12 protein-coding genes are annotated in these 14,976 nt (G+C 64.0%); all 12 read right to left on the bottom strand.

Annotated features, from left to right (window positions below; genetic code table 11):
• Positions 1-8: 8 nt before the first annotated feature.
• Positions 9-1,415: a tRNA (N6-isopentenyl adenosine(37)-C2)-methylthiotransferase MiaB gene (gene miaB / locus G489_RS0107560; RefSeq protein ID WP_081691453.1), complete on the bottom strand. Its 1,407-nt coding sequence runs from the start codon at positions 1,413-1,415 to the stop codon at positions 9-11.
• Between the two features lie 88 nt (positions 1,416-1,503).
• Complete coding sequence (locus G489_RS0107555; protein WP_029041032.1) at positions 1,504-2,349, bottom strand: lysophospholipid acyltransferase family protein; 846 nt, start codon at positions 2,347-2,349, stop codon at positions 1,504-1,506.
• Positions 2,346-2,804 carry a Fur family transcriptional regulator gene (locus G489_RS0107550; RefSeq protein ID WP_029041031.1) on the bottom strand — a complete coding sequence of 153 codons (459 nt, stop codon included), beginning with the start codon at positions 2,802-2,804 and terminating at the stop codon, positions 2,346-2,348. The genes G489_RS0107555 and G489_RS0107550 overlap by 4 nt, the downstream gene beginning before the upstream one ends.
• Before the next feature lie 40 nt (positions 2,805-2,844).
• On the bottom strand, positions 2,845-3,321 hold the full coding sequence (gene rimI, locus G489_RS0107545) for a ribosomal protein S18-alanine N-acetyltransferase (RefSeq protein ID WP_029041030.1): 477 nt from the start codon (positions 3,319-3,321) through the stop codon (positions 2,845-2,847).
• Positions 3,321-4,016, bottom strand: a complete 696-nt coding sequence (gene tsaB, locus G489_RS0107540; protein WP_029041029.1) for a tRNA (adenosine(37)-N6)-threonylcarbamoyltransferase complex dimerization subunit type 1 TsaB — start codon at positions 4,014-4,016, stop codon at positions 3,321-3,323. The genes rimI and tsaB overlap by 1 nt, the downstream gene beginning before the upstream one ends.
• A gap of 196 nt (positions 4,017-4,212) precedes the next feature.
• Positions 4,213-4,776, bottom strand: coding sequence for a NifU family protein (locus G489_RS0107535; RefSeq protein ID WP_029041028.1), 564 nt, complete (start codon positions 4,774-4,776; stop codon positions 4,213-4,215).
• Positions 4,777-5,297: 521 nt separating this feature from the next.
• The gene (locus G489_RS0107530) at positions 5,298-5,807 is read right to left on the bottom strand and encodes a universal stress protein (protein WP_029041027.1); all 510 of its coding nucleotides are present in this window, start codon (positions 5,805-5,807) and stop codon (positions 5,298-5,300) included.
• Positions 5,808-5,914: 107 nt separating this feature from the next.
• Positions 5,915-6,949: a tryptophan--tRNA ligase gene (gene trpS, locus G489_RS0107525; RefSeq protein WP_029041026.1), complete on the bottom strand. Its 1,035-nt coding sequence runs from the start codon at positions 6,947-6,949 to the stop codon at positions 5,915-5,917.
• Positions 6,950-7,037: 88 nt separating this feature from the next.
• Positions 7,038-8,615: a murein biosynthesis integral membrane protein MurJ gene (murJ, locus tag G489_RS0107520; RefSeq protein WP_029041025.1), complete on the bottom strand. Its 1,578-nt coding sequence runs from the start codon at positions 8,613-8,615 to the stop codon at positions 7,038-7,040.
• Positions 8,616-8,706: 91 nt separating this feature from the next.
• Positions 8,707-11,526: a [protein-PII] uridylyltransferase gene (locus G489_RS19545; protein WP_081691452.1), complete on the bottom strand. Its 2,820-nt coding sequence runs from the start codon at positions 11,524-11,526 to the stop codon at positions 8,707-8,709.
• Positions 11,507-14,194 (bottom strand): DNA mismatch repair protein MutS, encoded by a 2,688-nt coding sequence (mutS, locus tag G489_RS0107510; protein WP_029041024.1) that lies wholly within the window; start codon positions 14,192-14,194, stop codon positions 11,507-11,509. The genes G489_RS19545 and mutS overlap by 20 nt, the downstream gene beginning before the upstream one ends.
• Positions 14,195-14,221: 27 nt before the next feature.
• The gene (locus tag G489_RS0107505; protein WP_029041023.1) at positions 14,222-14,923 is read right to left on the bottom strand and encodes a GNAT family N-acyltransferase; all 702 of its coding nucleotides are present in this window, start codon (positions 14,921-14,923) and stop codon (positions 14,222-14,224) included.
• Between the last annotated feature and the right edge of the window lie 53 nt (positions 14,924-14,976).

Here is a 14,976-nt window from a genome sequence, read left to right as displayed (position 1 = left end):
GAAGATTGTTATGTGACAATCTTACCAAAAAGTGAATTTTTGCCGACCCCGGTGATCGTAACCTGCGAAATCGTTCCAATTTGAGACAAATCGGTATCAACCAGCACGGTCTGCAGGTAGGGAGAACGCCCGGCGAGCTGGCCGGGTTCCCGGCCGCGCTTTTCGAACAGAACCGGCATGGTGCGGCCTTCACAGGCCGAATTGAACGCGGTCTGCTGGTCCGCAATCAGCGCCTGGAGGCGCTGCAGGCGCTCGTTCTTGACTTCTTCGGGGACCTGATCGGTCAATTCGGCTCCCGGGGTGCCGGGGCGCGGGGAATATTTGAACGAGAAGGCGGAGGCGTAGCGCACCTCGCGCACGATCTGCATGGTCGCCTCGAAATCGGCCTCGGTCTCGCCGGGAAAGCCGACGATGAAATCGCCGGACATGGCGATATCGGGCCGGGCGGCGCGGATGCGCTCGAGAAGCTTCAGATAATCATCCGCCGTGTGGCGGCGATTCATGGATTTGAGGATCGCGTCCGACCCCGATTGCACGGGCAAATGCAGATAGGGCATCAAGGTGTCGAGCTCGGCATGGGCGGCGATCAGATCGTCATCCATGTCACGCGGATGCGAAGTGGTGTAGCGCAGGCGCTCGAGCCCCTCGATTTCCGACAAACGGCGCACCAGCCCGGCCAGACCCACGGTTTCGCCGGTGCCGTCGAGCCCGTGATAGGCATTGACGTTCTGGCCCAGAAGCGTGATCTCGCGCACCCCGGCATCAACGAGCTGGCGGGCTTCGGCTTCGACCTGGGCAACCGGGCGCGAGGTTTCGGCGCCACGGGTATAGGGCACCACGCAGAACGAGCAGAACTTGTCGCAGCCTTCCTGGACGGTGAGGAAGGCGGTGACGCCCCTGGCAATCGTCGCCTCCCTGGCGGGCGCGGGCAGGTGCTCGAACTTGTCTTCGGCCGGGAAATCGGTCTCGACCACCGGGCCGGCCTTTGCGCGGGTCAGAAGGTCGGGCAGGCGGTGATAGGATTGCGGGCCGAACACCAGATCGACCATGGGCGCGCGGGCGATGATCTCCTCGCCTTCGGCCTGGGCGACGCAGCCGGCGACCCCGATCATGGTGGATTTGCCCTCAGCCGCTCTTTGGGCCTGCAGGATGCGCAGGCGGCCCAGCTCGGAATAGACCTTTTCGGCGGCCTTTTCGCGGATATGGCAAGTGTTGAGGACAATGAGATCGGCCTCGTCAGCGGTCTCGGACATGGCATAGCCGGCGCCGGCGAGCGCATCGGTCATGCGGTCGCTGTCATAGACATTCATCTGGCAGCCATAGGTCTTGATGAAGAGCTTTTTCGGCTCCTGATCGCCTGGCATCGCATTGTCTGTTCCGGAGACTGGCCCGGAACGGCTCTGGGTATCGGCCATTACTCATCCTTGCGGGCGCACCGCCCGATGAAACCCGCGCTGACTACACCAAATGCCCCCGGCGCGCCAAGGGGTGACCGGATCACGGCTATTCGGCGGCCTTCTGAGGCGGCTCGATGGCCTCAACCGGATCGCCATGGGCGGGCGGCAGCGGGCGGTGGCGATTGAGCGCCACCAGCATTTCGCGGACCTTGATCTCGGCGAGCCTTGTCACCGCCTTGCGGTTGGTCTGAGGCGTCACGATGATCGGCTCGCCAAAGGCGATGGTGACGGCCTTGGTGCCGGAATTGAGAATATCGAAGAGATTGTCCATCACCCCCATATCCCCGACCCAGGCGATCAGGGACCGCTCCGTGCGCCCCAGCGGCATGCCGTCGAGCCGCGTATAGGCGATGGTCATGGGCTGGATGACCATCTCCTCGGTGCCGGAAAAAGCCATGGCCTCCTGGGTGGCCCCGACCAGCGCCGAGCGGAAGGGCAGCACATGGGTGCCGATATCGGAGGTGCCTTCGGCAAACAGCACCACTGCTTCCCCCCTTGCGAGGCGCTGACCCATTTCCCTGGAGGTGCGCGCGGAATCGGTGCGGCGTTTGCGATTGACGAAGATGGTCTTTTGCAGCCCGGCCATGAAGCCCACGATCGGCCATTTGGCGATGTCGGACTTGGCGACAAAGGCCATGGGCAGCGATGCGCCGATGGCGGGGATATCCATCCAGGAAATGTGGTTGGAGACGATGAGGTTCGGCTTGTCGGTATAGGGCTTGCCGACAATGGTGATCTTGAGCCCGAGAAAACGCGCGCACAGCTTGTGAAAGCCGCGCGGCAGCACATTCCAGCCCGGCAGGCGCAACAGGATGATCAGAATCTGCACCGGCAAGAAAATGACGGTGTAGGGCAACAGGATGAAAATGAAAAACAATAGCCTGAAGGTCATTGTCCGGAGCCGGTGCCGTCCTTCTCGTCGTCCTCGATCGGCACACCATAAAGCTCAAGCCGGTGATCGACCAGCTTGAACCCCAGGGTTCTGGCAATATGCTCCTGGATCGCCTCGATTTCCTCGTTGCGGAACTCGATGACCCGGCCCGAGCGCACATCGATCAGATGGTCGTGATGCTCGTCTGGCAACTGCTCGAAACGGGCGCGGCCATCCTTGAAGTCATGCTTGGCGATCAACCCCGCATCCTCGAACAGATTGACCGTACGGTAGACGGTCGACAGGGAAATGCCGGAATCAACGGCCGAAGCGCGGCGATAAAGCTCCTCGACATCGGGATGGTCGGTGGCCGCCTCGAGCACACGCGCGATCACGCGGCGCTGCTCGGTCATGCGCATGCCGCGTTCGACGCAAAGATGCTCGAGATTGGATTCGGCGGGCTGATCCTGGGTCATACTGGCCCCTTCACGCTGGCCCCTGTTCGGTTGAGGCGGCTTAACCGAGTTCCAGCCGCAAGACAAGGGCGGTGGCCGGCCGCCCGTCGGGCCTTGGATAATAGCCCTGCCGGCTGCCGATTTCAGCAAATCCGAGCCGGGAATAAAGACGCCGCGCGGCGGCATTGTCCTCGTCGACCTCTAGGAGAAGCCGCCGGGCCGGCGTGGTGCCGAGATCAGCGGTGGCAGCCGCCATCAACGCGCGCCCCAGGCCCTTTTTGCGCCGGCGCTTGTCGACAGCGATGGTCAGCAATTCGGCCTCGTCGGCGGCGATGCGGATCATGGCAAAGCCGGCGATCCGGTGTTTGGCATCGCAGGCGATATAGGTGCGGATATCGCGCTCGGCGAGAAACCGCTCGAACTCGCTCACCGACCAGCCACGAAAGAACGACGCCGCGTGGAGCTTGGCCAAAACGGTGGAATCCTCGGTGCGGGCGGGTTCGATATGCAGGCCGGCGGGGGCCATCCAGTATTGCATCACCTGCCCTCGCGTCTGTTCTGGCGGGCGACGGCAAAGCCGGTCTGGGGCTTGGCGTCAGGTGCGCGCAGATAGAAGGGGTCGGGCGGAAAGTCCGCCGGATCGGCGGTCTGCGCGAAGCGTGCCAGCGCCGCGATACCGACAAAGCCCCGTGCCGCGGGCGCGAGATGGGCTTCGAGATCGACAGCGCCCCGTGTCTCACAGGCCAGCGGGGCGCCGGTGCCCAGCACCGCATCACCGGGTTCGAGCCCTTCGAGTGCGGCTTCGACGGGCAGGATCGCGGCGTCACCGACCGGGAGGCCGGGCCCTGCGAAATCCTGACGATACATCTCATCCCGCCGCGCATCGACAAGGATGCGGGCCGAGGTGTTTTCGGGCATGGCGAGCGACATGGCCAGAAGCGTCGGCACACCAATGACGGGAATATCGAGCGACAACCCAAAGGCACGGGCAGCGGACAGCCCGACACGCAGGCCGGTAAACGACCCCGGTCCCGTGGTCACCGCGATCCGTTCGAGATCGGCATAGGCGAGGCCGGCGCGGGCCAGAAGGGTATCGACCTGCCCGATCAGGACCTCGGCGTGGCCTTTCTGGCGGTCCTCGATCTCGCTGAGCGTGGTCCCGTCACGAAGCGCCAGCGCGCATTGGCAGCGCGGCTGGGCGGTGTCGAGAGCGAGGGTAAGCGGGAGAACCATAGGCTTGCCGGGTTGGGCGTCAGAATCAGTGACGCATCATGACCGGCGCGGCCGCCTGTCGCCAGATGGAATTGATCTGGAGGGCGCGCGAAAAGTCGCGCGGGTGAGCTTGTTTTGCCTCACGGGCCGCGCCGCTTCGGCCATGACGGCGCCAGATCCGCGCCAATGCCCTTCGCTGGCCCTCCGGCCGGGTGTGTCAGACCTGCTGGACCTGTTCGACGCCGGGTACGAAATGGCGCAGAAGATTCTCGATGCCGTTCTTGAGCGTTGCCGTCGATGAGGGGCAGCCCGAGCAGGCGCCCTGCATGTGCAGGAACACGGTACCGTCGCGGAAGCCGCGGAAGGTGATATCGCCGCCGTCCATGGCCACGGCAGGACGCACGCGGGTGTCGAGCAGTTCGCGGATCACCTCGACCATTTCCGCGTCGCTTTCATCGAAGAACACCTCGCCGCCGGAGTCCTCGGGCGCGGTTTCGCCATCGGCAAGGATCGGATTGCCGGAGAGGAAATGCTCCATGATCGCGCCGAGCACGGCAGGCTTGAGGTGCGACCAGTCCGTGTCGTTCTTGGTCACGGCGACGAAATCGGACCCCAGAAACACGCCGGTGACGCCATCGACCGAGAACAGGGCGCTGGCCAGCGGGGACCGGCCGGCGGCCTCTTCATCCCGGAAATCCATCGGCTCGCCGGACAGAACCTCGCGGCCGGGCAGGAATTTGAGCGTCTGGGGATTGGGGGTGGCTTCGGTCTGGATGAACATCTCGTGTCTCCGTGGCGGCGCGGTCAGGGGCTTTACCGGTCCCGTATCATGACCGCCGGAATCCTGTTTAGAACGGTTCTAGGCAAGATAATCAGTTGGCCCGCGAACGCAAGAGGCCGGTTGGTCAAATCTTGGTGGTGTCGGATGAGGTGGCCGGTTTCGGGGCTTGTTATTCTACTGAATGGGAGATGGACCACCCAGCAGGAAAACCGCCCTCGCCCTTCGCCCTTCGACTAGCTCAGGAGGCTCAGGGTGAGGGCTGTATCGTGTTGAGAGCCCACCCGCGGCGTCATTCCGACGAACGTCGGAATCTACTCGCATCGGCTCTTGAGCAAATCGCCAGCACTTCTGGCCAACCGCGTGAGCGAGTGGATCCCGGATCAGGTCCGGGATGACGGCGGAGTGTATGGCGGGCGTTCGCCTATCATATTGCCCGGCCTCGTCCTTCGAGGCTCGGCTCCGCCTCGCACCTCAGGATGAAGGCCGACAGGAGCCGAGAGCGAAGCAATCCCACCCTCAGTTCAGCTCAAGGCCTCGATCTCTTCGTCCGAGAGGCTGCCGGGAACGATGGCGACGGGAATCGGGAAGGCGTTGGACGAGCGCGAGGCAATGGAGGAGACCAGGGGCCCCGGCCCTTCATTGGAGGTGCCGGCGGCGAGAACCAGGATGGCGATGTCGGGGTCCTCGTGGATCAGGGCCTCGACCTCTTCGGCCCGGTCACCCTCACGCACCACGCGTTCGACCTTGATATTGCCGCAAGCCTTGATGCGGCTTTCATGCACATCGAAAAGCGCATTGGCCTCTTCCATGGCCTCCGCTCGCATGATGTTTTCGACCCCGAGCCAGTGCTGGAACTGGTCGGGCTCGATCACCACCAGAAGAACCACTGTGCCCCCGGTGCGCCGGACGCGATAGGCCGCAAAGCTGACGGCCTTGGCGCACTCCTCGGTGCCATCCAGAACCACCAGCCATTTGCGATTGTATTCGCCCCGCTTTTCGGCGCCCTCACGGGCTTCGCTTTCGCCGCTCATAAGATCATGCTGCCATCGGACGGGGGCTTTGCCAAGCCGGGAAATACCACGCCCGACACTGGTCAAGACCCGGTCGGTGAACCGGCATCCCCTTCACCTGGAACGCCCTAGGACACGAAGCCGATGATGCGCTTGACGTCCTGGAGCACCGGCTCGGCAATGGCGCGGGACCGCTCGGCCCCGTCGCGGAGCACCGCCTCGATGGCGCCCTTGTCGTCCATCCAGCGGCGCATTTCGCCTGCCATGGGCGCCAGGGTTTCGACCGCGAGGTCGGCGAGGGCCGGCTTGAAGGCTCCAAAGCCCTGCCCGCCGAACTCGGCAAGCACCGCCTCGACCGGCTTTTCGGCCAGCGCGGCGTAGATCTCGACGAGGTTCTTGGCCTCCGGCCGGTCGTCGAGCCCCTTGGCCTCGGAGGGCAACGGCTCGGGATCGGTCTTGGCCTTCTTGATCTTTTTCGCGATCGCGTCCGCATCGTCCATCAGATAGATGGTCGAGAGTTCGGACGGCTCGGATTTCGACATCTTGCGCTTGCCATCCTTCAAGGACATGACGCGGGTTGCCGGGCCGGCAATGATCGGCTCGGTCAGGGGGAAGAACTCCTCCCCGAGGCCGAGCTCCTTCAGCCGGGCGGCGAAATCGTGGTTGAACTTGCCGGCGATGTCGCGGGTCAGTTCGAGATGCTGTTTCTGATCCTCGCCGACCGGCACATGGGTGGCCTTGTAGACAAGGATATCGGCGGCCATCAGCGCGGGATAGGCGAACAGCCCCAGCGAATGCTTTTCGGCATCCTTGCCGACCTTGTCCTTGTACTGGGTCATGCGGCTCATCCAGCCCATGCGCGCAATGCAGGAAAAGATCCAGCCCAGCTCGGCATGCTCGTGAACCTGCGACTGGTTCATGACGATATGCTTTTTCGGGTCGATCCCGGCGGCAAGATAGGCGGCGGCGATTTCAAGGGTCCCGCGCTTGAGATCAGCGGGGTCCTGCCAGACGGTGATCGCATGCATGTCGACGACGCCAAAAATGCAGGCATAGTCATTCTGCAACGGCACGAAACGGCGGATGGCGCCGAGATAGTTGCCGAGGTGGAGATCGCCCGAAGGCTTGATGCCGGAAAAGATCCGGGGGGTGAAATCGGCCATGATCGTCTTTGTCCATTTCAACGGGTAAGCCCGGGCTTCAAGCCCGGGCGGTGCGCTTATCACCCGAAACCGCGTGGCGAGGCAACACTCAGGACGCTTCGGGCGTTTCCTTGCGGGTGAGATCGGCGATCAGGCGGTCGATGCGCTGCACGCCGGTGAGGTGAATAGGCACCAGATAAAAGCCGATGCCCGCGATCACCAGCGCCCCGAGCGCCAGGATGCGGATGAAGAGACCGGCGCCGGTTTCAAGGAATGGGCCCAGGGGCATGGCGATAGCCCAGACGGCCAGCCCCATGATGGCGGCGCTGACCAGCAAGAGCCCGTAACGCCGCCATTGCCGTCCGGTGACGGTGAACTGGCCGCGCGCGGCGAGACGGGTCGCCAGCAGGACCACGTTGACCCAGGCGGCGATGGAGGTGGCGATGGCGATGCCGACATGGGCGAATTGGGGAAAAAGGATGACCGAAAGGGCGATGTTCACCCCCGCCGAAATGGCGGCGAACAGGGTCGGCGTCGCGGTATCCTCGCGGGCGAAGAAGCCGGGCTGGAAGACCTTGACCAAGACGAAGCCGGGCAGGCCAAACGAGAAGGCCATCAGCGCGGCGGCGGTCTGGCGGGTGGCCCCGGCATCAAAGGCGCCGCGCTCGAACAACACCGAAATCACCGGGCCGGCGATGACAGCGAGGGCAACTGCAGCAGGAACCGTGAGCAGAAGCGCGAAGAGCAGCGACTGGTCCTGTGCGCGGCGGGCATCGTCGAGCCGCCCACCTTTGAGGTGCCGGGACAGTTCGGGCAGGAGCACGATGCCAATGGCAATGCCGATAATCCCGAGGGGGAGCTGATAAAGCCGGTCGGCATAATAAAGATAAGAGATGGCGCTCGGTTGGATCGAGGCGATGATGGTGCCGACGAAAATATTGATCTGGGTGATGCCGCCGGTGAGGATGGCGGGCAGGGCCAGCACCCAGAAGCGAGCGACATTGCGGTTGAAGCGCGGGAAGACGAGGCCGGGGAAATAGCCGGTGCGCGACAGGCCCCAAGCGACCAGCGCAAGCTGAGCCACGCCGCCGACGATAACGCCGACGGAAACCCAGATGGCGGTGTCGGCAGCACCGGATTCGGCCCACAGCACCAAAAGACCAAGCGCGATGATCAGCACGACATTGAGCAGCGCCGGGGCGATGGCAGCGATGAAGAATTTGCGCAGCCCGTTGAGCATGGCGCCATAGGCCGCCATCAGCGACATGCAGGCGAGATAGGGAAAGCAGATCCGGGTCAGCAGCACCGTCAGGTCGAAGATTTCCGGATCATCGAGAAAGCCGGGCACGAAGGGCACCAGCAGCCAGGGCATGAAGATCTCGGCCAGTACGGTGAGAACCAGCAGGAAGGCAATCAGCCAGGAGATGATCTCGCGGGCAAACTGCCGGGCCGGCTCCTCGCCGCCCTGTTCGAGGGCCTTGGAGAACAGGGGCACGAAAGCGGCGTTGAAAGCACCTTCGGCAAAAAGCCGCCGGAACAGGTTGGGGAAGCGGAAGGCGGCAAAGAACGCATCGGCGACCGGGCCGGTGCCAAGCGCTGCCGCCATCAGCATGTCGCGGACAAAGCCGAGCACGCGGGAGACGAGCGTTGCGCCCCCGACATTGGCGAAATTGCGCAGCATGCTCATCGTGTCGTCAGCCCCTCACCGGCCTAATGCCGATCACCATGGATTCACGTGAATTCAGGCGGAATTGCAACCGGTTTCGCGGCGGCTTTCGTCAGGCGATGGCCGGGTGGCGCTCGGCGCCCTCCTCGGCATGGGCCGGATCGAGCGCGGCCATCAGCTTATCGCGGATGCGCTTTTGCCGTGCCTTGTTCTCGACCCGCATGCCGGTGAGATCGGTGACGTAGAAGACATCGACCGCCTTTTCGCCATAGGTGGCGATATGGGCCGAACCGATGGTGAGGCTGAGGTCCGACAGGGCGCGGGTGAGATCGTACAAAAGGCCGGTACGGTCGAGGCCCGAAACCTCGATGACGGTGAATTTGCGCGACAGGGAATTGGAAATCTGCACCTCGGCGGGCACCGAGAAGGGCCTGAGCCGCTTGTTGTGGCGCGAATCGAGCCCGAGCCCCTTGGGCAGGTATTTCTGGCCGTGCAGGAGCTGTTTGACGTTCTGGATGATGCGTTCGGCGCGGATGCGCTCATCTTCGTCGCCGGTGAAGGCGCGCTTCACCCGGAAGGTATCGAGGGCATAGCCGTCACGGGTCGAAAAGATCTGGGCGCCGATGATATTCGCATCGGCCAGCGTGCAGGCGCCGGCGATCACCGAGAGAAGCCGGGGGTGGTCTGGGGTGAAGAAGGAAATCTCGGTCACCGCCTCGAAGGCCTTGACCCGGTGGAAGCCGGCAAAGGGCTCGCCGGCGCGCTCGGCCTTTCTGACCATGCGGGCATGGTCGATCTGCAGCTCGTGTTCGGCGCGCAGCCAGTAGGCCGTGTATTGCCGCTCGACGAAACCGGAAATCTCATGATCGGCAAAATCGCCCTTGAGCGCTTCGATCAGGGCATCGCGGGCCTCGGCCACACGGTCGATCTGGGCGACCTGGGAATGCCCGCCGGACAGGAGCGGTTCGGTCGCATAGTAAAGGGCGCGCAGGAGCGAGCCCTTCCAGCCGGTCCAGACCCCGGGACCGACGGCACGGATATCGCAGGCGGTGAGGATGAGGAGAAGGTTCAGCCGATTGAGGCTTTGGACCTCGTCGGCGAAACGGCGGGCGGTTTCGGGGTCCTGGATGTCGCGGGACTGGGCGATCTCGCTCATGTCGAGATGGTGACGCACCAGCCAGACGACGGTCTCGGTTTCCGCGGCATCGAGGCCGAAACGCGGGCAGAGCTTTTTCGCCAGCCGGGCGCCGGCGACGGAGTGATGCTCGCGGCGGCCCTTGGCGATGTCGTGCAGGAACAGCGCGACAAACAAGAGCCGCTTGTCCGCGAGATGGGGCAGCAATTCATGGGTGAGCGGCAGTTCGTCCGTCAGCCCGCCTTCCGTGATCTCGCCGAAGACGCCAACCGCGCGGATCAGGTGCTCGTCGACGGTATAGTGGTGATACATGTTGAACTGCATCAAGGCGACGACGCGCCCGAACTCGGTGACGAACTTGCCGAGCACGCCGGATTCGTTCATGCGCCGCAGGATGCGCTCGACCGATTTGCCATGGGTCAGGATGTCGAGGAAATAGGCATTGGCCTGAGGGTTCTTCCTCAAATCCTTGTCGATCAGGCGCATCGAGCGGGTGATCAGGGTCAGGGCGTCGGGGTGGAACAGCAACCCCTCGCGCCCGGCGACCGCGAAGATCCTGATGAGATTGACCGGATCGCGCACAAAGACCCCATCGTCGGCGACCGAAATGCGGCCGTGTTCGATGACGAAATCGGTTTCGCCCTTGATCTTCTTGCGGCGGGAGATGCGGCGCATGACACGGCCGATGACATCGACATCCTTGGCATGCTCGAATTCGAGCGACGCGCAGAAGATGCGGGTCAGGTCGCCCACATCCTTGGCCACGAGGAAATAGCGCTTCATCAGCCGTTCGACGCCCATCAGCCCGTGCCGGCCGGCGAATTGCACCCGGTCGGCGAGCTCGCGCTGAAGTTCGAAGGTGAGCTTGTTGCCGGACCGCCCGGTCAGGAAGTGCAGATGGCAGCGAATGGCCCAGAGGAAGTCTTCCGAGCGCCGGAAGCGGCGCAGTTCGGTGGCGGAAAACACACCCTTGCCGACCAACTCCTTGGCGGATTTGACCTCGAAGAAATATTTGCCGATCCAGAACAGGGTATCGAGGTCCCTGAGGCCACCCTTGCCTTCCTTGATGTCGGGCTCAACCACATAGCGGGTGTCGCCCATGGCCGCGTGGCGCGCATCGCGCTCGGCAAGCTTGGCGGCGATGAATTCGGGACCGGTGCCGGAGACCACTTTCTCGAAAAACCGCTTCTCAAGCGTGTCGAACAGGGACCGGTCGCCGGTAAGGAAGCGGGCCTCGAGCGTGGCCGTGCGCACGGTCATGTCGGACTGGGCCATGCGGATGCAATCATCGATAGCGCGCACGGCGTGGCCGACCTTCAGCCCCATATCCCACAGCATATAAAGGATATATTCGGTGACGCTCTCGCCCCAGGGTGTCTGCTTGTAGGGCAAAACGAACAACAGATCGATGTCGGAGCCCGGCGCCAGCGTGCCGCGGCCATAACCGCCGACCGCCGCGATGGAGAGGGTTTCACCCGAAGACCGATTATTGACCGGATAGACGTGTTCGGAGGCAAAGCGGAAGATGGCGCGGATGATCTCGTCCTGCGCGGCGCACAGATCATGGGCGCAACGCCGCCCCTTGCCGGAAGCGTAAAGGTCTGTTTCCGCCGCGTTTTGTGCCCGCTTGTGCACGGCCCGGAGCTGAGCCAGGAACGCGTTGCGCGCATCCATGCCGTCGCGCGGCTGGTCGCCCAGTTCTTGTTCGATAGCGGAGAGGATGTCCTCCGCCTTTTCAAGCACGAAGACGCGTTTGGGGGTTGGGCGGGGGCGCGGTTTATGGGGTTCGGCGGGCATTGCGCAGTCGTTTAAGCTCATAGATCAGGTCGATCGCCTGCCCCGGGGTCAGGGCGTCAGGATCAACACTATCCATCCTTTCGCTTAAGGGATCGTCGATATTCTGCGTTTCTTCGCGGCGCGGTCGGCGGGCAAAGAGCGGCAAATCTCCTGTTCCATTATTGTCGGCGCCATTTGACCGGCTTTCAAGGTGTTCGAGCACTTCACGGGCGCGGGCAACGACTTCGGGCGGCAATCCGGCGAGGCGCGCAACCTGAATGCCATAAGACCGGTCGGCGGCGCCGGGGGCCACGGCGTGGAGGAAAATCACGTCGCCCTTGTATTCACGGACCGTCATGGTGTGGTTCGACACCCGGTCGAGCCGGTCCGCCAGTGCGGTCAGTTCATGGTAGTGGGTGGCAAACAGGGCCCGGCAACCGGTCTGCTCATGCAGCGCCTCGACCGCAGCCCAAGCAATCGACAGACCGTCAAAGGTCGCGGTGCCGCGCCCGATCTCGTCGAGCACCACAAGCGAATGCCGCGTGGCGCGGTTGAGAATGGCGGCGGTCTCGATCATCTCGACCATGAAGGTCGAGCGGCCATGGGCGATATCGTCGGCCGCGCCGACGCGCGAGAAGATGCGGTCGATGACCCCGATATGGGCAGCATTTGCCGGCACGAAGCCGCCCATCTGCGCCATCACCGCGATCAGCGCGTTCTGGCGCAGGAATGTCGACTTACCGCCCATATTGGGCCCGGTCAGGAGCCAGAGCGCGCCGCCGGCGTCTCCGCCGAGATCGCAATCATTGGCAACGAAGCGGGTTTCACCCGCTGCCTCGAGCATTTGTTCGACGACCGGATGGCGGCCCTCGTCGATATCGAAGGCAAGGCTTTCATCGATCTTCGGGCGGCAATAGTTCCGGGTCTGGGCGATATGGGCGAGATTGGCGGTGAGATCGGTTTCCGCCAGCGCATCGGCAATCGCCTGCAGGCGCGGTGTTTCATCGAGCACGGCCTGGCGCAGGTTTGCGAAAATCGCCAGTTCGATCTCGAGCGCCGCCGCGCTTGAATGGGCGATCCGGGTTTCAAGGTCTGCCAGTTCGGTGGTGGTGAAGCGCAGCGCGTTGGCGGTGGTCTGCCGGTGGATGAAGGTGGCGTTGAGTGGTTCCGCCAGCAGGCGCGGGCCATGATTGGCGGGCACCTCGACGAAATAGCCGAGCACATTGTTGTGCTTGACCTTCAAGGACTTCACCTCGGCCAGCTCCGCATATTTGGCCTGCAATGCGGCGATGACCGAACGGCTTTCCTGAGACAAGGAGCGCTGCTCGTCGAGGTCAACGTCATAGCCCTTGGCAATGAAGCCGCCGTCGCGGGTAAGCAATGGCAAGTCTTCACCCAGCGCGCGATCGATTTCGGCCATCAGGTCCCGGGGCACATCGGACAACGCGGCGGCGAGCCGGGCCAATCCGCCAGCCGTATCGCGCACAGGGCCGAGTTCACCGGCCAGTGCCTCTGCGCCCGACAGGGCGCCGCCAATGGCGCGCAAATCGCGTGGACCGCCACGCTCGAGCGAGAGGCGCGTGAGCGCGCGGGCCATGTCGGGCACGGATTTCAAACGGTCGCGCAGCCCGTCGGTGACCATGGTGTCGGCGTGAAGCCCTGCGACCATATCGAGCCTGGCCTCGATTTCGACGGGATCGGCGGAGGGCGCCGATAGCCGGGCGGAGAGAAGGCGCAAGCCTGGCGCGGTGACGCAGCGGTCGAGGCAATGGCGCAGCGACCCTCGCGCCTCGCCGCGATTGGTGGCGATCAATTCGAGCGAGGCGCGGGTGGCGGCATCGATGATCAGGGTCTTGCGGGCGCCCAGCTGCGGCGACCGCAAGGGAATGCTGGCGCCTTTCTGGGTGTCAGCGACATAGCCGATCAGCGCGCCCAGCGCCGAACGGGCAACCCGGGTCAGCGAGGTGGGGTCGAGCACGTCCGCCGGGTAGGCCGCGGTAATCCTGTCGGTGGCGTTCTCGGTATCGAACAGGTCTCGGGACTGAGTGATGATCTGGCACGAATCGGGGTGCGGCAGCGCTTTTTCCAGCGCTTGAAGGCTCGCATCGGTGAGGATGATTTCGGCAGGGCCGATGCGGGCGATCTCATCCGACAGTCCGGCCTCGGGGATCTCGGTGCAGCCGATCTCCCCTGTCGAAATGTCAGCCCAGGCCAGCGCCAGATCGCTGTCGCCATGGGGCAAAAGCGCGATCGAGACGAGGTAGTTGTTGGTGTCGGCGGGCAGCAGATCGTCTTCGGTCAGGGTGCCGGCGGTCACGAGCCGGACCACATCGCGTTTGACGACGGATTTCGAACCGCGCTTCTTGGCTTCGGCAGGGTCCTCGGTCTGTTCGCAGACCGCGACCCGGTGACCCAAGGAGATGAGTTTTTTCAGATAGTCCTGGGCGGCGTGCACCGGCACACCGCACATCGGAATGTCGTCGCCCTGGTGCTTGCCGCGCTTGGTGAGGGTGATGCCCAGCGCCCGCGAGGCGATTTCCGCATCCTCAAAGAAGAGCTCGTAGAAATCGCCCATGCGGTAGAACAAGAGGCAATTGGGATTGACCGCCTTGATCTCGAAAAACTGGGCCATCATCGGGGTCATGCCCGAAGTGTCCGGGGATTTGTCGGCCGCTGCTTTGTCAGCCATGGGGAACGAGGTCTCCGGCAATTCGGGTCATGGCGCGGCGAGAAGGGCAGGCCGGGTGAAATGGCGGCGATAGCGCTCGGGCACGTCGGTGAGATCAAGGGCGACGAAGACATCGAGCGTGTCGAAGCGGGTGTCGGCAAAGCCCCCCTGCCCGACCCGCGCGCCAAGGCTGAGATAGCCGCGCAGCAATGGCGGCAGCGGCGGCGGTGTCGCGCCGGGTTTACCGGCGCCGGACGCTGCCGGGTCCCGGCTTGTGACCTGAATATCAAGGCCATGATGGGCCGCCAGCCAGCCCAGCGCTGCGGCGTGACAGGCATGATCGGCATTCGGCAGGCTGGCCATGCCGAAAAAGCCCGTGACCCGGTGTTGCGCCGCGTAAGCGGCCAGCCCGGCAAACATGACCCGGGTCAGCAGCCCCCCGGGGAGCCCCGGGGCAAAGCAGAAGCGCGAGACCTCGCAGGCGCGGCGATAGGCGCGCCGGGCGACGAATTCGCGGACATGGAACTCGGCGGCGCACAGCGGAATGGCCGGCGCGCGCAGCAGCCGGCAGGTGGCGAGCACCGTGCCGGTATCATCGCGAGCGATAAGATGGTCACAATCGGCGTCATGGCTGTCGGCGTCCTCGCCGGACAGGCCAAAAAAGGCGCGCTGGCGCAATTGCCGGGCCGCGCGGAACTCGTCCCCGGTGCCGGCTACGACAACGCTGAGCCCGCCCAGCCGCGCAAGCACGGGGTTCCCGCCGCTGGCGGTGGGGCCGGGGTCGGGCGCCTGTTGTTTTCCTA

The organism is Cucumibacter marinus DSM 18995 (genome assembly GCF_000429865.1).
Lineage (GTDB): Bacteria > Pseudomonadota > Alphaproteobacteria > Rhizobiales > Devosiaceae > Cucumibacter > Cucumibacter marinus.
Note: the sequence above shows the minus strand (reverse complement) of the source record. Positions and strands in the feature narration are given on the sequence as shown.

Excerpts from the sequence above, each read along its gene's own strand:
- G489_RS0107550 (WP_029041031.1), bottom strand. The coding sequence starts at position 2,804 with ATGACCCAGGATCAGCCCGCCGAATCCAATCTCGAGCATCTTTGCGTC.
- tsaB (WP_029041029.1), bottom strand. The coding sequence starts at position 4,016 with ATGGTTCTCCCGCTTACCCTCGCTCTCGACACCGCCCAGCCGCGCTGC.
- G489_RS0107530 (WP_029041027.1), bottom strand. The coding sequence starts at position 5,807 with ATGAGCGGCGAAAGCGAAGCCCGTGAGGGCGCCGAAAAGCGGGGCGAA.
- G489_RS0107535 (WP_029041028.1), bottom strand. The coding sequence starts at position 4,776 with ATGTTCATCCAGACCGAAGCCACCCCCAATCCCCAGACGCTCAAATTC.
- murJ (WP_029041025.1), bottom strand. The coding sequence starts at position 8,615 with ATGAGCATGCTGCGCAATTTCGCCAATGTCGGGGGCGCAACGCTCGTC.
- G489_RS19545 (WP_081691452.1), bottom strand. The coding sequence starts at position 11,526 with ATGCCCGCCGAACCCCATAAACCGCGCCCCCGCCCAACCCCCAAACGC.
- miaB (WP_081691453.1), bottom strand. The coding sequence starts at position 1,415 with ATGGCCGATACCCAGAGCCGTTCCGGGCCAGTCTCCGGAACAGACAAT.
- trpS (WP_029041026.1), bottom strand. The coding sequence starts at position 6,949 with ATGGCCGATTTCACCCCCCGGATCTTTTCCGGCATCAAGCCTTCGGGC.
- mutS (WP_029041024.1), bottom strand. The coding sequence starts at position 14,194 with ATGGCTGACAAAGCAGCGGCCGACAAATCCCCGGACACTTCGGGCATG.
- rimI (WP_029041030.1), bottom strand. The coding sequence starts at position 3,321 with ATGCAATACTGGATGGCCCCCGCCGGCCTGCATATCGAACCCGCCCGC.
- G489_RS0107555 (WP_029041032.1), bottom strand. The coding sequence starts at position 2,349 with ATGACCTTCAGGCTATTGTTTTTCATTTTCATCCTGTTGCCCTACACC.